Here is an 18,148-nt window from a genome sequence, read left to right as displayed (position 1 = left end):
TTACTCGATGATCTTGGCAACCACACCGGCGCCGACGGTACGGCCACCTTCGCGGATGGCGAAGCGCAGGCCTTGTTCCATGGCGATCGGGCAGATCAGCGATACGGTCACTTCAACGTTGTCGCCCGGCATCACCATTTCGGTACCGGCCGGCAGTTCAACAGAACCGGTCACGTCAGTGGTACGGAAGTAGAACTGCGGACGATAGCCGTTGAAGAACGGGGTGTGACGACCACCTTCATCCTTGGACAGCACGTACACGGAACCCGTGAACTTGGTGTGCGGGGTGATGGAACCCGGCTTGGCCAGAACCTGGCCGCGCTCGACGTCTTCACGCTTGGTGCCACGCAGCAGGGCGCCGATGTTGTCGCCAGCCTGACCCTGGTCGAGCAGCTTGCGGAACATTTCCACGCCGGTACAGGTGGTCTTCTGGGTCGCACGGATACCGACGATTTCGATTTCTTCGCCGACCTTGATGATGCCGCGCTCAACGCGACCGGTCACCACGGTACCACGACCGGAGATGGAGAAGACATCTTCCACCGGCATCAGGAAAGCGCCGTCAATCGCACGTTCCGGTTCCGGGATGTAGGAATCGAGTGCTTCGGCCAGACGGAAGATGGCCGGTTCGCCGAGTTCGGACTGGTCGCCTTCGAGGGCCAGCTTGGCAGAACCCTTGATGATCGGGGTGTCGTCGCCCGGGAAGTCGTACTTGGACAACAGTTCGCGAACTTCCATTTCGACGAGTTCGAGCAGCTCTTCGTCGTCAACCATGTCGCACTTGTTCAGGAACACGATGATGTACGGAACGCCAACTTGGCGGGCCAGCAGGATGTGTTCGCGGGTTTGCGGCATGGGGCCGTCAGCGGCGGAACAGACCAGGATAGCGCCATCCATCTGGGCAGCACCGGTAATCATGTTCTTCACGTAGTCAGCGTGGCCCGGGCAATCAACGTGGGCGTAGTGACGGTTGGCGGTTTCGTATTCGACGTGCGCGGTGTTGATGGTAATACCGCGGGCCTTTTCTTCCGGCGCAGCATCAATCTGGTCGTACGCCTTGGCTTCGCCACCGAACTTCTTCGACAGGATCGTGGTGATCGCTGCGGTCAGCGTGGTCTTGCCGTGGTCAACGTGACCAATCGTGCCTACGTTTACGTGCGGCTTTGTCCGCGTGAATTTTTCTTTTGCCATGATATTTCCTTCTCGAGAACTTAGAAATAATCAAAAAGAATGGAGCCGATGATGGGAATTGAACCCATGGCCTCTCCCTTACCAAGGGAGTGCTCTACCCCTGAGCTACATCGGCATAACTTTGGAGCGGGTGAAGGGAATCGAACCCTCGTCATAAGCTTGGAAGGCTTCTGCTCTACCATTGAGCTACACCCGCACAAACGTACTAGCCCCGAACTGGCGACACAGGCACTATCACTTTCACACCGCAATGAAGCAGTTGGTGGAGGGGGAAGGATTCGAACCTTCGAAGGCAGAGCCGTCAGATTTACAGTCTGATCCCTTTGACCGCTCGGGAACCCCTCCAAAAGAGAGGCGCATTATGGCGACGCTTCACCCCCTTGTCAAACCCTTTTTTGATTTTTTTTGCAATTCACACCCTGTCATATTCAAATGCTGGGCTGCGCTTCGCCCTTGATTTATTCTTGCGCCCCACAATATTGGAAAATGCGACAACTCAACATAGGGTTCAAATCCATGAACAACTGGCTGAAAACCAGCATCCTGATGGCTGCCATCATGGCACTTTTCATGTTTGTCGGCGGCATGATCGGCGGCAAGAGCGGCATGCTGCTGGCCCTGCTTTTCGGTGGCGCAATGAATGTTTTTGCCTACTGGAACTCGGACAAGATGGTTCTGCGCATGTACAACGCGCAGGAAGTTGATGAATACACGGCACCGGAGCTGTACGGCATGGTTCGCGAACTGGCCTCGCGCGCCGGCCTGCCGATGCCGCGCGTCTATGTAATAGAAGAAGACCAACCCAACGCCTTTGCCACAGGACGCAACCCCGAACACGCAGCCGTCGCGGCAACCACCGGAATCATGCGAATCCTGTCATACCGCGAGCTTCGCGGGGTCATGGCACACGAGTTGGCCCATGTGCAGAACCGGGACATCCTCATCTCGACGATCTCGGCCACCATGGCCGGCGCGATTTCGGCGCTAGCCAACTTCGCCATGTTTTTTGGTGGACGCGATGAAGACGGGCGCCCGGCAAACCCGATTGCGGCCATTATGGTCGCCATTCTGGCTCCGATTGCCGCGAGCCTGATCCAGATGGCCATTTCCCGCGCACGCGAATTCGGGGCCGACGCGGGAGGTGCTGCGATCTCCAACGATCCGCTGGCACTGGCCGACGCTTTGGCCAAAATCGAAGCCTATGCTCAGGGCATACCGATGTATCCGGCGGAAAATCACCCGGAAACCGCACAAATGATGATTATCAACCCCCTGACCGGCGGCGGGCTGGACAATCTCTTCCGGACCCACCCGCGCACAGAGGAACGCATCGCCAGACTGCACGACATCGCAAACGGGCGCACCTGAATCGGATACTCATTTTCATGTTCATGACACAAAAGCTGGCCAACCTGGGCGTCAACCAGGTTCTTGCCGGCAAAAACCTCAACGACGCGCTCGACCTCATCTGGCGCAACAATCCCAATCTTAGCCCGCAACAGCGCGGCGCAATCCAGGACATCAGTTATGGCACCCTGCGTCATCTGGGGCTTTTGAATCAGGTACTGGAACAACTCCTGCGCGCCCCGTTGCATGAGCCAGAGTTGCGAACCCTGTTGCAGGTTGCTCTCTTCCAACTGCAATTTAGCCGCGCAGCACCTTATGCAATCGTCGACCACGCTGTGAAAGTTTCGCTCCACACCGGCACAGGCAAGGCCAAAGGATTGGTCAACGGCGTCCTGCGCAATTTTTTGCGCAACAAGGAAGAGTTGATCCAGGCCGCACAACGAACCCGCAACGGCCGCTACTCCCATCCCGAATGGTGGATCGACGCCATGCAAAAAGCCTGGCCGTCACAATGGGAAAGCATACTGACCTGCAACAACCAGCGTCCGCCGATGGCCTTGCGCATCAACCGGCGCAAGATTGGCGTGACGGATTACCGGGCTTTGCTCTCGGAGGAAGGGATCGCCGCCACGCCCCGCGACGAAAACACCCTCTTGCTCGATCACCCCGTAGCCGTTGAACGACTACCCCGCTTCTTCGACGGCTGGGCTTCCGTTCAGGATCCTGGCGCCCAATTGGCGGCACGGCTGCTCGATCTTTGTGACGGACAGCGCGTTCTCGACGCCTGCGCCGCACCGGGAGGCAAAACCGGGCACATTCTGGAACTCGCCAACGTCGACTTGACGGCGCTGGACGCTGACAGTGAACGACTGAGCCGGGTACGCCAGAACCTGGACCGCTTGGGATTCGATGCCCGCCTCATCGTTGGCGATGCAGCCCAACCCGCAGACTGGTGGGATGGCCGCCCCTTTGACCGCATCCTGGCCGACGTACCTTGCTCTGCGTCCGGCGTCGTACGCCGCCACCCCGACATCAAATGGCTGCGGCGTCCGGCAGATTTCGCCAATTTTGCTCGCCAACAGGCCCGAATCATGGATGCGTTGTGGCCACTGCTGGCGAAAGGGGGCAAACTGCTATACGCTACGTGCTCTGTATTTCCGGCCGAAAACGCCGAACAGGCAGCAGCTTTCGCGGCCCGCCACCCCGATGCAGAGAGACTGGGATTGCCAGAATCCGCGCCGGCAAATGGCCAACTGCTGCCCACACAGGAGCACGATGGGTTTTATTACGCGCTTTTCCGCAAGGTTGATTAAAGTTCTCCGGCATGCCGTCGCTGCTGCCTGCCTGTTCGCCATGGCAAACGGGGCCGCAGCCGGCATCCAGCCTCATAAAGCTGCTGCGCAGATCACCGACAACAGCATCAACGTCTCGGCCCGTTTCAACGTAAGCCTGACGCCGGCACTGGAACAAGCCCTACAGAACGGACTATCGCTTCCGTTCACTTATGAATTCCAGCTGGTCAGACCGCGCGTGTACGCGTGGTTTCGCCAGCTTTCCGATTGGTTCGAGCCCACAGCAACGCTGACCAAGCGACTCTCCTATCATGCACTGACACGCCAGTACCGCGTCAGCCAAGGCGGGTTCAGCCGCAGCTTCGCGACCCTGCCGGAAGCGCTGGCCGCGTTGGGGATCATCGGTGGATGGAGCGTTCTGGAAACTGCACCTGCCACGCGCGACCCCGCCGATTTTGCCGGTCGCGTCAGATTGCGGCTGGATCTCTCGCTACTGCCCAAGCCCTATCAGCTGGCCGCACTGGGGCAGTCCGAATGGCGCCTTGAGTCGGCATGGCTGGATTTTCCGGCCAATCGCGGCGATAACGGCACACAACAATGAAACGCAGCCTGCTGCTAACCCTGGCTTCCGTCGGTGCCATCATGATTTTCCTGCTTGCCACGGCGGCAGGGAATGCTTCGGCCTTTTCCCAGTATTTCAGCAAACTGCTGTGGCTGAATGCACTCTTGCTGGCCGGGCTGGCTCTCTTGGTCGGGTCCCGCCTCTGGACCCTGCAGCGGCATGTGCGCGCCAAGGTGTTCGGTTCGCGCCTGATGCTGCGCATGGTGCTGATGTTCACACTGGTCGCCGTGCTTCCCGGAGCCATCGTTTATACACTGTCGGTTCAATTCCTGAACCGCAGTATCGAAACCTGGTTTGACGATCACGTTGACAGCGCCCTCGACAAGGGTCTGAACCTCGGCAACAGCGCCATCGAATACCAGCTCTCAGAACTCGCCCGCAAGGCCAAGATGGCCTCGCTCGACCTGCACGGCATCCCAAATAGCTCGTTGCCGCGGCAATTGGGGCGGCTGCGAGAACAATCGGGTGCCCAGGAAATCTCGTTATTCGAAGAAAGCGGCCTGGTCCTGGCTCATGTCGGCGACGAGAATGCCAGTCTGGTTCCCCAATTGCCTGACCGGCAAATCTTGCGCCAAGCCGCACGCGACACCTACAAGGTCCTGGAAAAGCCGGCAGACAAGGGACTGATGATGCGGGTCGTCGTCCGCATCCCCGCGCCGGAAATCGCCGGGAAGGAGCGCATCCTGCAGATGCTGCAGCCGGTTCCCCGCCAGCTCGCGACGGATGCGGAGCTCGTCGAGCAGGTGCGCAACGACTACAAGTCGTTGTCCCAGGCAAGACGCGGCCTGAAAATGATTTACAGTCTGACGCTGACCGTCGCGCTGCTGATGGCAATGCTGGGCGCGCTGGCGCTGGCGATTTTTCTCTCGGGCCGACTGGCGGAACCGCTATCGCACCTGGCAGCGGGGACCCGAGCCGTCGCACAGGGCGACTTCACGCAACAGCAACCCGTCATCAGCCGTGACGAACTGGGCATCCTGACCCATTCGTTCAATCGCATGACCCGTCAATTGGCCGATGCTCGCCACAAGCTGGAGCGCAATCAAGCCGAGCAGGCGGCAGCCAAGGCTTATGTCGAGGCCATTCTCGGCTCGCTTTCCGCCGGGGTGATCTCGTTCGACGAAAACTGGAAACTGCAATCCGCCAACCAGAGCGCCTATGCCATTCTCGGCGTTGAACTAACCGGTCTGTCCGATGTTCCGCTTGCAAAATGGCCGGAGCTGCGTAGTGCGCTATCGGTTTTCTGCGAACAGGTGGTCCAGAATGCCGGCAAGGATTACTGGCAGGGCCAAGTCGAACTGAGCAGCAACAATCGGGTTCTTTTGGTTCACGGTACCCGCCTGCTTTCCCGGGAAGATGATCCGGAACACCGCGGCTATGTACTGGTTTTCGATGATGTGACCGAACTGCTCGCAGCCCAGCGCGATGCTGCTTGGGGTGAAGTTGCCCGCCGGCTGGCGCACGAAATCAAGAACCCGTTGACGCCGATCCAGTTGGCGGCGGAACGACTGGAGTTCAAGCTGACAGATCAACTCGACCAGGCAGGGGCGGACCTCCTGTCCCGCAACACGCAAACCATCGTCAAACAAGTCGGCGCACTCAAACAGATGGTGGATGCCTTCCGCGATTATGCGCGCAAGCCCTCCGGGAAACGCAAGCTGCTTGATCTCCAGCAGCTTCTGGCCGAAGTACTGGTGCTGTACGAAGCCGCGCCCGTGGTATGCATGGACATGGCACACGAACCGTTGATCCTCAACGGGGATATCACCCATTTGAGGCAAGTCATTCACAATCTTCTGCAAAACGCGCAGGATGCCATTCAGGAATCTGCCAACAAGCAGATTTGCGTGCGCATAGAAAAAAACGGGTCGTTTGCTCGCCTCACGATCGAGGACAGCGGCCCCGGATTCAATCCGGAAGTATTACCCAGGGCTTTTGAGCCCTATGTAACCAGCAAGACCAAAGGAACCGGCCTCGGTCTTGCCATCGTGAAGAAAATAGTGGAAGAACATCAAGGCAGTATCCAGATCGGCAATCGGGAACCTCAAGGCGCTTTCGTGCGCATTGAGCTGCCACTCTGGGAGGACAAAAAAAATGGCCAAGCATGAAATCTTGATCGTCGACGACGAAGTCGGCATTCGCGAACTGCTGTCGGAAATCCTGCAGGATGAAGGCTATGCCGTCGCCACGGCAGAAAACGCCACTGCGGCGCGGAACTATCGCAACCAGACCGAACCGCGCCTGGTTTTGCTGGATATCTGGATGCCGGACACCGACGGCGTAACCCTGCTCAAGGAATGGTCGCGCAATGGTCAATTGACCATGCCCGTCATCATGATGTCTGGCCACGCCACCATCGACACCGCCGTCGAAGCTACGCGCATCGGCGCGCTGGACTTTCTGGAAAAACCCATCGGCTTGCAGAAGCTGTTCGCGGCTGTCAAACGCGCCTTCTCCCACCAAGGCACTCCGAGCAAACCGCAACAGGGGCTTTCCAGCTTGGGGAGCAGCGGCCTGATTCGTGAACTGCAAAACGATCTGGACAAAGTTCGTGCCCAAACCCTGCCGGTTCTGCTGACCGGCGAACCCGGAGTGGGCTTCGAAGCCTGCGCCCGCTACCTCACCGCAGCCAACGCACCCTTCATCGCGCCGCTCTCGCACGAAGAACTCGCGCTCGCTCCACAGGAGCTGTTGCAGAAAGCTGCAGGCGGAACGCTGTTCCTGCGCGATATCGCCTACATGGAGCACAAGGCACAGACTGGCCTGCTTTCCATCCTTTCCAAGCTGGAGAAGAGCAGGGTGCGGTTGGTGTCGGCCACCAGCCGACCGCTATTGCAACTTTCAAGCCAACTGGATGCCGAGTTGCTGCGCCAGGCGACACAACTCATCGTTCCGGTCCCGCCCTTGCGCGACCACCCCGGCGACATTCCCGCCTTGGCGGAAAACCTGCTTGCCCAAGCCGTCGCCAGTAACCGCCTTGGGCCACGCCGTTTCAGCAACACAGCTTTGCAAGCTCTGGCCAAACAGCGCTGGCCCGGTAACGTCGACCAACTGGCCAATGTAGTGAAAAGCCTGGCGTTGACCGGTCGCGACGGGGAAATCGACGTCAATCATGTGAACAGGCTACTCGCCCAACTCGCCACGCCAGACATGCAGGACGAATTGCCTTCGGCCCCAATAGGTCAGCCCATGACCAGCTTTGACCTCGATTTGCCGTTACGGGAGGCTCGCGACCAGTTCGAGCGCTATTACCTTGAACGCCAGATCGATCTGGCTGGCGGCAACATGAGCCGGGTTGCCGAGCGAATCGGACTGGAACGCACGCATCTCTACCGCAAACTCAAGCAGCTGGGCATTCAGATGCCAAAAAAATTCAAGAACCATTGTGATGAATAGAACAAGGGGCATGCCTGGCAGTCGTCACGCCGGCTTGCTTGCATGCCGCGGCGCGCGAGCGCAGCCGAACATGGAAGAATCTGTGTGTCTGACTATTTATAGAGTCGGTCATCGAACAGATTGAAAAGCAGTCAAACAGGACTTGGAGCCCTGGCCTGCCGCCTAAAACTATTTGATAGCCGAAGCAATAATAAAAACAAAGCCCCGAATTTCGGGGCTTTGTTTTTATTGAGCAACTTCGATGCGGTCTCGACCACTATGCTTGGCCTTGTACAGCGCCTCGTCCGCGCGCAATACCAGCGCACGGCCGTTCTCATCCTGCTTCAGGGCCGCGATGCCAGCCGCAAAACGGATTTCGATTCGTTGGTTCTTGTAGATGAACGGCGTATTGCCGGTCACCAGTTTGAGTCGATCGACCACATACTTGCAACCGGACAAATCGGTTTCAGGCAACAACAGCAGAAATTCTTCCACGCCATAACGCACCAGCGTGTCCGTTTCGCGCAGCACCGCTTTCGTCAGATTGGCAACATGCACCAGCAACTGGTCGGCCACGACATGCCCAAGGCGTTCATTGATCTGGCCAAAATCCTCGATTTCGAACAGCACTGCCGCCAAGCGGCCATCGCTTCGCGAAGCGCGCTTGACCTCGCGCACCAGCAGATGATCCAGACTCTGCCGGTTGAATGCCCCGGTCAGGGCATCCTCTTCCATCATGCGCCGACTAAAGGAAAGGTCTTCTTCGATATGCAGAATCGATTCGCGAATGATGCGCAAGTCGCTGTGCGACGTCGAAACCGTCGAATGCATGCTGTGCGTGGACTGGATGATCTGGTTGAGCAGATCTTCCATGGCGGAGTGTACCTCTTCGTGGCTTTTGGCCTTCTCTGTATGGCTGCGCCGTACATTGTTCAAGGCGCCGAGACTGGCCGCCATGTCGCGCCCGCCCCCCTCCAGGACATCCAGCAGCTTCCCGGTTGCTGCATTGGCCTCTTCGACCAGGTCTTCAACCTTGTAAAGCACCTCCCAGGCAGCTTGCACTTCGCTGGAAGATTTGGATTCCGGGGCCTTGATCGTGACAATAGCGTTGTAGAATTGCGCGTAGTTTTCCGGAGTCGGGGGCAAGCCGCGCTCGGCGATGCGCTTGAGCGCGATGCGCGCGACCTCGACGGGATTCACCGGAACTGAACTTGACATGCTAGCCGCAACCTTTAACAGATAGTAAACAATATAATCTTTGTCAAACTTTTCAATTGTAACGAAGGGCGCGCGCCCAAGCTACTCTTCCTGACAGGACAACTCATGCACATTCACATTTTGGGCATCTGTGGCACTTTCATGGGCGGCATTGCCGCGCTGGCCCGCGCAGCGGGCCATGAAGTGACCGGCTGCGATGCCAATGTCTACCCCCCGATGTCCAACCAGCTTGAGGCGCTCGGCATCGAGCTGATCGAAGGCTGGGGCACAGGCCAGCTCTCGTTGGGCGCCGACCTCTACGTCATCGGCAACGTTGTCAGCCGCGGCAATCCGCTCATGGAGGAAATTCTCAACCGCGGCCTGCCCTATACCTCCGGCCCGCAATGGCTGGGAGAGCACCTGCTGCGCGACAAATGGGTGCTGGCTGTCGCCGGCACGCACGGCAAGACCACCACTTCGTCGATGCTGGCCTGGATTCTGGAATATGCAGGGCTGGCACCCGGGTTTCTGGTCGGCGGCATCCCCGAGAACTTCGGCATTTCCGCTCGCCAGCCCGGCGAACCGCGACAAGAAAAAGGGGGGAGCTCTCCCTTCTTCGTGATTGAAGCGGATGAATATGACACTGCGTTTTTCGACAAGCGCTCCAAGTTCGTTCACTACCGTCCGCGCACCGCGATTCTCAACAACCTGGAATACGACCACGCCGACATTTTCCCGGATCTCGCTGCCATCGAGACCCAGTTCCACCACTTGGTGCGCACCGTCCCCGGCAACGGGCGCCTGATCGTCAACGGCCGTGAAGCCAGCCTGGAGCGCGTCCTGGGACGCGGCTGCTGGAGCGAAACGGAGAAATTCGGCGTACCGGAAGGCTGGTCTTGCGGCAGCATTCTGGAAAACGGTTTCGAGGTTCTGTGGCAAGGAGAGAAACAAGGCGCCGTTCGCTGGGATTTGCTGGGCGAGCACAACCGGCAGAATGCGCTTGCTGCCATCGCCGCAGCCCGGCACGCCGGAGTCCCTGCCGACGTCGGCATCGCTGCGCTCGGAGAATTCCGCAACGTCAAACGCCGCATGGAGATCAAGGGTATCGCCAGCGGAATCACCGTCTACGACGATTTCGCCCACCACCCCACGGCCATTACCACCACGCTTGCCGGCTTGCGCAAGAAGGTCGGCAATGCCCGCATCCTGGCCGTACTGGAACCCCGTTCCAACACCATGAAGCTCGGCACGATGAAATCGCAGCTTGCCCCAAGCCTGGAAGCGGCCGATCTGGTGTTCTGCTACGAGCATGGTTTGGGCTGGGATACAGCGGAGGCACTCGCCCCATTGGGGCAAAAAAGCCGCAGCTTCGGCGATCTGGAAGAAATGGTTGCAGCCATCACGGCAGCGGCTCTGACTGGCGACCATATCCTGGTCATGTCCAACGGAGGCTTTGGTGGTGTCCATGCCAAGCTGCTGGATCGCCTGAAGGAAAAACCGGCCGGATAATCCGCATCCATACGGGGGCTTTGCAACAAAGTCCCCCTGGATGCCAGCGCTTGAATTCGGAACGACTGCGATATAAAAAGCAGAAGGCCAACCGGAAAGGTTGGCCTTCTGCAGAATCTGGCTCCCCGACCTGGACTCGAACCAGGGACCTGCGGATTAACAGTCCGTCGCTCTACCGACTGAGCTATCAGGGAATTGAACGTGTATTGTAGCCAAAAACAGCAGCCATTGGAATATGGTCCACCACCAGAGGCTCTAAAATCAGAAGGGCTGGCCTCATCGACCAGCCCTTCCTTGAATCTGGCTCCCCGACCTGGACTCGAACCAGGGACCTGCGGATTAACAGTCCGTCGCTCTACCGACTGAGCTATCAGGGAATTGACGAGACGCGGATAGTATAGATGCCAACCTTGGCTGTCAAGCACCCTTAACAGAGGAGTCCGAAAAATGAACAAAAGCTCCCGCGCCCTGCTCGTACTTGCCGCTCTGGCGGGACTGATCGCCAGCGCGCCGCTTGCCCTGCCCTACCAGCGACTCATTCCCGACCTGCAATCGCAACTCGGCCAGCGGCTGCACAGCAAAATCACGATCGGCCAGATCGACTTCAGTTATCTGCCCCGCCCGGCTTTCACGCTGAAACAGGTCCGGATCGAAAACCGGGAAATCGCCACCATCGGCACAATCACCATCCCAGCGTCCCTGCGTCTACTCCTCAGCGCGGGACGCGACCTCGATGAAATCCAGGCCAGAAACATCAGTCTGCCCCCGCACTTCGCGCTGGCCTTGCCCGGCATTTTCTCTACAACCGGCAGCAATGACTTCCGCATTCGCAAGGTCAGACTGGCCAATGCCTCGCTGGTCTGGAAACAGGAATCGCTCGGCCCGGCGGATGCGATGCTGGATTTCAAGCCGGACGGAACGATCGACAACCTGACGCTCGAATCAGCCGACGGTCACGCCGTTCTGCAGATCAGGCCCACCAACAGAACCGGGAACTTCGATGTCCTGTTCAACGCCAAGGACTGGAAGCCGCCTTTCAATCCTGGCATCAAGTTCGACGCCATCCGGCTCGAAGGCCTGGCGAGCGCCGATTCGCTGCGAATCACCGAAGCCCGCGCCAGCCTCTACGACGGCGCACTTACCGGCAATGCCCGGCTGGACTGGCATCAGCGACCAACACTGACCGGGCAAATCTCGGCGCGCGGCATCAAGGCAGAACCACTGCTCAGCCTGTTCAGCCCGGAGACGCGAGTCTCGGGCCAACTGGCAGGAGACGGCATCTTCCGATATGAATCCGCCACCATCAAGACGCTGCTTGATGCTCCGCGTCTGCAGGGGAATTTCATCCTGAATGAAGGCATGATTCACAACCTCGATCTGGCTTCCGCCCTCAAATCGACAGACGCCGGTCCACGGCGGCAAGGCGGGCAAACCAGCTTCAGCCTGTTCAGCGGCAACATTCGTGTTCAAGGCCGGGACGTGAGCTTGCGCAACCTGAAACTCGAAGCTGGCAAGTTCCGCGCCCAAGGCGAGGCGACCATTCGCGCCGGCAAGCTGGCTGGCGGTGCGACTCTCACGCTCGCCAGCGGCAACATTCTGGCCGGCGGTCATGTCACCTTCGGCGGCACGCTCGCCGCGCCCGAACTGCAATCAGGTGGCACATGGCGCCCGGCCCCCGATGCAGGCGAAGAAACGCAATGAGAACCCGTTCATGATCTGTCGCGAGAAGCCGTCTGCGGGGTGAAGAGCAGCGCATGAGCCCCGATCACGGCTTCGCAGCAAGAGCGTGAACAAGGTTCTGAGTGGGCAGGAACAACCGGGACGGTATAATCATCCCCATCGAATATGGAGCCCCCCCCCATGAACCGAATCCCCGCACCAGCCGACATGGCAACTGCAATCGCCGCACTGGAAACCGGCGCCATCATCAGCCCGCTGACTGCACACGGTCTGTTGCGTTTCAGCGGAGAGGACACACTGACTTTCCTGCATGGCCAGTTTTCCAGCGACATCAAAGCGCTGGACGAACAACACGCCCAGTATTCCAGCTACTCCACAGCCAAGGGGCGCATGCTCGCGTCATTCCTGGTCTTCCGTGCCGCAGGCGATTACTGGCTGCAAATGTCGGCCGACATCCTGCCGGCGATCCAGAAACGTCTCTCCATGTACATCCTGCGCAGCAAGACCAAGGCCGTCGACGCCAGCCAGGATTACGCCATGATCGGCATTGCCGGGTCGCAAGCCGCGCAAATCGCGCGCACCATCGTCCCGCAACAACCCACGCAAGCGCTTACCGTCCAGCACGAAGGGGCCCTGACCCTCATCAGCCTGCCGGAAGGCCGTTACCAGATCGTTGTCCCGGCGGAACAGACCGCCGATACCTGGGCCAAGCTCGCCGCTGCAGGCGCCATTCCTGCAGATGAATCCATCTGGCGATTGAGCGAGATCCGCGCCGGCATCCCCTGGGTTACGGCGCCCACGCAGGAAGCCTTCGTTCCGCAGATGGCCAATCTCGATCTGCTGGGCGGCGTGAGCTTCACCAAGGGCTGTTACACGGGACAGGAAATCGTGGCCCGCACCCAGCACTTGGGCAAGATCAAGCGCCGCATGTTCCGCGCGCGGATCGCCGCCGAGTCAGTAGCCGCCGGACAGGAAGTCTTCAGCCCGGAAATGAACGGCCAGCATTCCGGCCAGATCCTGCTTGCTGCCCCCGCTACGCCGGGCAGCACGGAAGCACTGGTCGTCGCGCAGATCTCCAGCATTGAACATGGCCTGCATCTGGGCTCGCTCGAGGGGCCGCAACTGCAGATGCTGGACCTGCCTTACTCCATTGAGTGATCGGCACAATCCACACGACAACAGTTTCGTCTATAATCGCCTCTTGTTTTTGCCAATACCAAGGATGCGTCCATGGGCTTTCTCGCCAACAAGAAGATCCTGATCACCGGCCTGCTGTCCAACCGTTCGATCGCCTATGGCATCGCACAGGCAGCCAAGCGCGAAGGCGCAGAACTGGCTTTTACCTATGTTAATGAAGACCTGCGCCAGCGCGTGGCCGACCTGGCCAAGGAATTCGATTCCGACATCGTCCTGCCCTGCGATGTAGCCAGTGACGAACAGATTGCCGCCGTATTTACCGAACTCGGCAAACACTGGGACAAACTCGACGGCCTGGTGCACTCGATCGGTTTTGCCCCGCGCGAAGCATTGAAGGGCGACTATCTGGATTCCGTGAGCCGCGACGCCTTCAAGATTGCTCACGACATCAGCTCCTACAGCTTCGCCGCACTGGCCAAGGCCGCGCGGCCGATGCTGAACGATGGTGCCTCGCTCCTGACATTGAGCTACCTCGGCGCAGAGCGTGCCGTACCGAACTACAACGTCATGGGCTTGGCCAAGGCGAGCCTGGAAGCCAACGTGCGCTACATGGCAGCGGCCATGGGTGCACAAGGCATGCGCGTCAACGGCATCTCCGCTGGCCCGATCAAGACACTGGCCGCCGCCGGCATCAGCAACTTCTCCAAACTGCTGGCTGCCGCGGCAGAGGGCACACCGCTACGCCGCAACGTCACCATCGAAGAAGTCGGCAATGCCGCCGCCTTCCTGCTCTCCCCGCTTGCCTCCGGCATTACCGGCGAGATCATGTACGTCGATGGCGGCTTCAATATCGGTGCGGGGACGATGGAAGGCTAAAGGATTCATTTCCTCACGCACAGCGCCCGGCCATGCCGGGCGTTGTTGTTTGCGGTTCGCTCCCCCTCAAGAACGACGCTCGCGAGCGTGCTAGAATCACCCGCAGTCTCTTCACGCACACAAGACCAATCTCATGATTCTCGTTACTGGCGGTGCCGGCTTCATCGGCGGCAACTTCATACTGGACTGGCTAGCGCAAAGTAACGAGCCGGTTATCAATCTCGACAAGCTCACCTATGCCGGCAATCTGGATACGCTCAAATCGCTTAAAGACGATGCACGGCATGTCTTCGTGCGCGGAGACATTGGCGACCGCGAACTGCTCGCCAAGCTGCTCGCCGAGCACAAGCCGCGTGCGGTAATCAACTTCGCCGCCGAAAGCCACGTTGACCGTTCGATCCACGGTCCTGGCGAATTCATCCAGACCAATGTGGGGGGCACTTTCAACCTGCTCGAAGCGGTACGCGGCTACTGGAATGCATTGCCGCCGGACCGGAACACCGCCTTCCGTTTCCTGCATGTTTCGACCGACGAAGTCTACGGCTCGCTTGGCCCCGACGATCATCCGTTTACCGAAGAAAACAACTTCGAGCCCAACAGTCCCTACTCGGCCTCGAAAGCCGCCAGCGACCATCTGGTTCGTGCCTGGCATCACACCTACGGGCTGCCGGTGCTGACTACCAATTGCTCCAACAACTACGGCCCCTACCATTTCCCGGAAAAGCTGATCCCGCTGGTGATCCTGAACGCACTCAACGGCAAGCCGCTGCCGATCTACGGCGACGGCATGCAGATCCGAGACTGGCTGTACGTGAAGGACCACTGCTCGGCCATCCGCCGCGTACTGGAAGCCGGCAAGCCTGGCGAAACCTACAACGTCGGCGGTTGGAACGAGAAGCCGAATATCGACGTGGTGAAAACCATTTGCAGTATTCTCGACGAGCTCAAGCCCCGTGCTGACGGCAAGCCCTACGTTGAGCAGATCACCTATGTGACAGACCGTCCCGGTCATGACCGCCGTTATGCCATCGATGCGAGCAAACTGGAACGGGAACTCGGCTGGAAGCCGGCAGAGACCTTTGAAACCGGTATCCGCAAGACAGTCGAGTGGTACTTGGCCAATCAGGACTGGGTGCAGAACGTGACCTCGGGAGCCTACCGCGAGTGGGTCAGCAAACAATACGGAAGTAGGGAATAGGGAGTTGGGAGTGGAGAAACCGCACAAACGGCTTGAAACATGGCGGCACGCCATGTTGTTGGTACAAGCCGTCTACGATGTTTCTGCAAACTTCCCGCGTGAAGAAGTTTTTGGCTTGACATCGCAAATGCGTCGTGCGGCAATTTCCATTCCCTCTAATATTGCTGAAGGCGTGGCTCGCGGCACTAGCAAGGAATATGTCCATTTTTTGAATATCGCCAGAGGGTCGCTCAGTGAGCTGGATACTCAGCTAGACATCGCCAGCATGCTGCGTTACATCCCCAACGATCACGCTGTTTTCGAGCAAATCAACACAGTAGGCCGCCTGTTAAGCGGACTGCATAGAAAAATCAGCCAAAGTCTATGACTACTCCCCCCTCCCTACTCTCCTCTCCCCGCATTCTGATCACCGGCAAGAACGGCCAAGTCGGCTTCGAATTGCAGCGCAGCCTTGCCGTGCTGGGCGAGATCGTCGCCATGGATCGCGAAGAATGCGATCTGGCCGATCCCGACGCGATCCGCGCGCTGGTGCGCGAAGTTCGCCCCGACATCATCGTCAACCCGGCCGCGCATACCGCCGTGGACAAAGCCGAGAGCGAGTCCGAGCTGGCCGCTGCCATCAACGCCACGGCACCTGCCGTGCTGGCGGAAGAAGCGGCCAAACTGGGCGCGCTGATCGTGCATTATTCGACTGACTACGTGTTCAATGGCAGCAAACAGGGCTGGTACACGGAAACCGATGCCCCTGATCCGCAATCCGTCTACGGCAAAACCAAACTCGCGGGCGAGCAGGCCGTCGCGGCGGGCAACCCCAGGCACATTATCTTGCGCACGAGCTGGGTGTTTGGCGCGCATGGCGGCAATTTCCTCAAGACCATCCTGCGTCTGGCGCGCGAACGCGATAGCCTGCGGATCATCGCCGACCAGCATGGAGCCCCCACATCCGCCGCCTTGCTTGCGGACATCACGGCCCAGATCGTGGCGCAATACCTGCGCAGCGAAAACCAGGCCAGTTTCCCGTTCGGCCTCTATCATGCGGTCTCGCAAGGCGAAACGACGTGGCACGGTTATGCCAGCCATATCGTGGAGGTCTCCCGCCGTCGCGGCCAGGAATTCAAGGTGGGCGAAATCGCGCCGATTCCGACCAGCGAATATCCGCTGCCCGCGCCGCGCCCGGCCAATTCGCGGTTGTCTGCCGACAAACTGCAAAAAGCATTCGGGCTGGTGCTGCCAAGCTGGCAAACGCAAGTCGAACAGGTTTTGACCCTGCTGGATCAATAAGGGAAACAAGTCATGCAAAATCGCAAAGGCATCATCCTCGCCGGCGGCTCCGGTACCCGGCTTTATCCGGCCACGATTGCGGTCAGCAAGCAACTGCTGCCGATCTACGACAAGCCGATGATCTATTACCCGCTTTCGGCGCTGTTGCTGGCGGGCATCCGCGACATTCTGGTTATTTCCACGCCGCAGGATACGCCGCGCTTCGAGCAACTACTGGGCGACGGCAGCCAGTGGGGCATCAACCTCAGCTACGCCGTGCAACCGAGTCCGGACGGACTGGCGCAAGCCTTCATCATCGGCGAGCAGTTCATCGGCCATGATCCGGCGGCGCTGGTGCTGGGCGACAACATCTTCTACGGCCATGACTTCGCCGGGATGGTGCTGGATGCCAACCGGCAGCAAGAAGGTGCCACGGTATTCGCCTACCATGTGCACGATCCGGAGCGCTACGGCGTCGTGGAATTCGATGCCACGGGCCGCGCCATCAGTATCGAGGAAAAACCCAAGGCGCCGAAATCCAATTACGCGGTAACCGGGCTGTATTTCTACGACAACGACGTGATCGAGATCGCCAAGACCATCAAGCCCTCCGCGCGCGGTGAGCTGGAAATCACCACGGTCAACGAGACCTACCTCAAGGCTGACAAGCTCAATGTCCAGACCATGGGCCGCGGCTATGCCTGGCTCGATACCGGCACGCACGAATCCATGCTCGAAGCCAGCCAGTTCATCCAGACCATTGAAGCCCGGCAGGGTCTCAAGGTGTGTTGCCCGGAGGAGATCGTCTACCGGCAAGGCTGGATTGACTCCGCAAAACTGGAAGAACTGGCACAGCCACTGAAAAAGAATGCCTATGGGCAGTATCTGCTCGGACTTCTCAAGGAAAGGGTGTTTTGATGCAAGTAATCGATACCGCCATCCCCGACGTCAAGATCATCGAACCCAAGGTGTTCGGTGATGATCGCGGCTTCTTCTTCGAGAGCTACAACCAGCAGCGCTTTGAAGAGGCCATTGGCCGCAAGATCGAGTTCGTACAGGACAACCATTCGCGCTCAGTCAAAGGCGTACTGCGCGGGCTGCACTATCAGATTCAGCATCCGCAGGGAAAGTTGGTGCGCGTGTCACTGGGCGAGGTATTCGATGTGGCCGTGGACATCCGAAAGTCTTCCCCGACTTTCGGGCAATGGGTGGGTGTCACGCTTTCCGCTGAAAACAAGCGCCAGCTCTGGGTACCGGAAGGCTTTGCGCATGGCTTCGTGGTGACCAGCGAGGTAGCGGAATTTCTCTACAAGACGACCGACTATTGGTATCCGGAACATGAACGTTGCCTGATCTGGAATGATGAGACACTGAACATTCCATGGCCCCTGGAAAGTGAACCGGCCCTGTCCGGAAAGGACAAGGCCGGAAAATCATGGGATGACGCAGAACACTTCACCTGAA

At 58.9% G+C, this 18,148-nt stretch carries 16 protein-coding genes and 5 tRNA genes; 14 read left to right on the top strand and 7 right to left on the bottom strand.

From position 1 onward, the window contains the following. The 4 genes from tuf to BMZ36_RS05890 form a co-directional block, all read right to left on the bottom strand. A complete protein-coding gene (gene tuf / locus BMZ36_RS05905) occupies positions 1 to 1,191 on the bottom strand; it encodes an elongation factor Tu (protein ID WP_091192662.1) in 1,191 nt (396 codons plus the stop codon). A gap of 40 nt (positions 1,192 to 1,231) precedes the next feature. Then, positions 1,232 to 1,306 (bottom strand) — tRNA-Thr (locus tag BMZ36_RS05900). 7 nt (positions 1,307 to 1,313) lie between these two features. Further along, a tRNA-Gly gene (locus BMZ36_RS05895) sits at positions 1,314 to 1,387 on the bottom strand. A 64-nt stretch (positions 1,388 to 1,451) separates the two neighbouring features. Then, positions 1,452 to 1,536 (bottom strand) — tRNA-Tyr (locus BMZ36_RS05890). 171 nt (positions 1,537 to 1,707) lie between these two features. On the opposite strand from BMZ36_RS05890, the gene htpX reads away from it, so the two are divergent. The 5 genes from htpX to BMZ36_RS05865 are packed head-to-tail and all read left to right on the top strand — an operon-like array spanning position 1,708 to position 7,848. Next, positions 1,708 to 2,559: a zinc metalloprotease HtpX gene (htpX, locus tag BMZ36_RS05885; protein ID WP_091192685.1), complete on the top strand. Its 852-nt coding sequence runs from the start codon at positions 1,708 to 1,710 to the stop codon at positions 2,557 to 2,559. A 17-nt stretch (positions 2,560 to 2,576) separates the two neighbouring features. Beyond that, a complete protein-coding gene (gene rsmB, locus BMZ36_RS05880) occupies positions 2,577 to 3,851 on the top strand; it encodes a 16S rRNA (cytosine(967)-C(5))-methyltransferase RsmB (RefSeq protein ID WP_091192660.1) in 1,275 nt (424 codons plus the stop codon). Further along, positions 3,814 to 4,431 carry a DUF4390 domain-containing protein gene (locus BMZ36_RS05875; RefSeq protein WP_177187798.1) on the top strand — a complete coding sequence of 206 codons (618 nt, stop codon included), beginning with the start codon at positions 3,814 to 3,816 and terminating at the stop codon, positions 4,429 to 4,431. The genes rsmB and BMZ36_RS05875 overlap by 38 nt, the downstream gene beginning before the upstream one ends. Continuing rightward, positions 4,428 to 6,560, top strand: coding sequence for a sensor histidine kinase (locus BMZ36_RS05870; RefSeq protein ID WP_091192658.1), 2,133 nt, complete (start codon positions 4,428 to 4,430; stop codon positions 6,558 to 6,560). Before BMZ36_RS05875 ends, BMZ36_RS05870 begins: the two co-directional genes overlap by 4 nt. Then, positions 6,547 to 7,848, top strand: a complete 1,302-nt coding sequence (locus tag BMZ36_RS05865) for a sigma-54-dependent transcriptional regulator (protein ID WP_091192657.1) — start codon at positions 6,547 to 6,549, stop codon at positions 7,846 to 7,848. The genes BMZ36_RS05870 and BMZ36_RS05865 overlap by 14 nt, the downstream gene beginning before the upstream one ends. Positions 7,849 to 8,073: 225 nt before the next feature. Here the strand turns inward: BMZ36_RS05865 and BMZ36_RS05860 are convergent, their stop codons facing one another. Beyond that, positions 8,074 to 9,045: a GGDEF domain-containing protein gene (locus tag BMZ36_RS05860; protein ID WP_091192656.1), complete on the bottom strand. Its 972-nt coding sequence runs from the start codon at positions 9,043 to 9,045 to the stop codon at positions 8,074 to 8,076. A 105-nt stretch (positions 9,046 to 9,150) separates the two neighbouring features. On the opposite strand from BMZ36_RS05860, the gene mpl reads away from it, so the two are divergent. Beyond that, on the top strand, positions 9,151 to 10,533 hold the full coding sequence (gene mpl, locus BMZ36_RS05855; protein WP_091192655.1) for a UDP-N-acetylmuramate:L-alanyl-gamma-D-glutamyl-meso-diaminopimelate ligase: 1,383 nt from the start codon (positions 9,151 to 9,153) through the stop codon (positions 10,531 to 10,533). A 118-nt stretch (positions 10,534 to 10,651) separates the two neighbouring features. On the opposite strand, the gene BMZ36_RS05850 is transcribed toward mpl, so the two are convergent. Both BMZ36_RS05850 and BMZ36_RS05845 read right to left on the bottom strand, forming a co-directional pair. Further along, positions 10,652 to 10,727 (bottom strand) — tRNA-Asn (locus BMZ36_RS05850). Between the two features lie 107 nt (positions 10,728 to 10,834). Beyond that, a tRNA-Asn gene (locus BMZ36_RS05845) sits at positions 10,835 to 10,910 on the bottom strand. Between the two features lie 70 nt (positions 10,911 to 10,980). On the opposite strand from BMZ36_RS05845, the gene BMZ36_RS05840 reads away from it, so the two are divergent. The 8 genes from BMZ36_RS05840 (at position 10,981) to rfbC (ending at position 18,147) form a co-directional block, all read left to right on the top strand. Then, entirely contained in the window at positions 10,981 to 12,234 is a 1,254-nt protein-coding gene (locus tag BMZ36_RS05840; protein ID WP_091192654.1) for an AsmA family protein, read from the top strand. A 159-nt stretch (positions 12,235 to 12,393) separates the two neighbouring features. After that, the gene (gene ygfZ, locus BMZ36_RS05835) at positions 12,394 to 13,371 is read left to right on the top strand and encodes a CAF17-like 4Fe-4S cluster assembly/insertion protein YgfZ (RefSeq protein ID WP_177187797.1); all 978 of its coding nucleotides are present in this window, start codon (positions 12,394 to 12,396) and stop codon (positions 13,369 to 13,371) included. Between the two features lie 72 nt (positions 13,372 to 13,443). Beyond that, positions 13,444 to 14,226, top strand: a complete 783-nt coding sequence (gene fabI, locus BMZ36_RS05830) for an enoyl-ACP reductase FabI (protein WP_091192652.1) — start codon at positions 13,444 to 13,446, stop codon at positions 14,224 to 14,226. Positions 14,227 to 14,359: 133 nt separating this feature from the next. Continuing rightward, positions 14,360 to 15,424 carry a dTDP-glucose 4,6-dehydratase gene (gene rfbB, locus BMZ36_RS05825; RefSeq protein WP_091192651.1) on the top strand — a complete coding sequence of 355 codons (1,065 nt, stop codon included), beginning with the start codon at positions 14,360 to 14,362 and terminating at the stop codon, positions 15,422 to 15,424. 10 nt (positions 15,425 to 15,434) lie between these two features. Then, a complete protein-coding gene (locus BMZ36_RS05820) occupies positions 15,435 to 15,791 on the top strand; it encodes a four helix bundle protein (protein ID WP_245747787.1) in 357 nt (118 codons plus the stop codon). Further along, positions 15,788 to 16,705 carry a dTDP-4-dehydrorhamnose reductase gene (rfbD, locus tag BMZ36_RS05815; RefSeq protein ID WP_091192649.1) on the top strand — a complete coding sequence of 306 codons (918 nt, stop codon included), beginning with the start codon at positions 15,788 to 15,790 and terminating at the stop codon, positions 16,703 to 16,705. Before BMZ36_RS05820 ends, rfbD begins: the two co-directional genes overlap by 4 nt. Before the next feature lie 12 nt (positions 16,706 to 16,717). Then, positions 16,718 to 17,602, top strand: a complete 885-nt coding sequence (gene rfbA, locus BMZ36_RS05810; RefSeq protein WP_091192647.1) for a glucose-1-phosphate thymidylyltransferase RfbA — start codon at positions 16,718 to 16,720, stop codon at positions 17,600 to 17,602. Next, on the top strand, positions 17,602 to 18,147 hold the full coding sequence (gene rfbC / locus BMZ36_RS05805) for a dTDP-4-dehydrorhamnose 3,5-epimerase (protein ID WP_091192645.1): 546 nt from the start codon (positions 17,602 to 17,604) through the stop codon (positions 18,145 to 18,147). The genes rfbA and rfbC overlap by 1 nt, the downstream gene beginning before the upstream one ends. Position 18,148: the final 1 nt, after the last annotated feature.

This window comes from Formivibrio citricus (assembly GCF_900115065.1).
GTDB classification, from domain to species: Bacteria; Pseudomonadota; Gammaproteobacteria; order Burkholderiales; family Chitinibacteraceae; genus Formivibrio; species Formivibrio citricus.
Note: the sequence above shows the minus strand (reverse complement) of the source record. Positions and strands in the feature narration are given on the sequence as shown.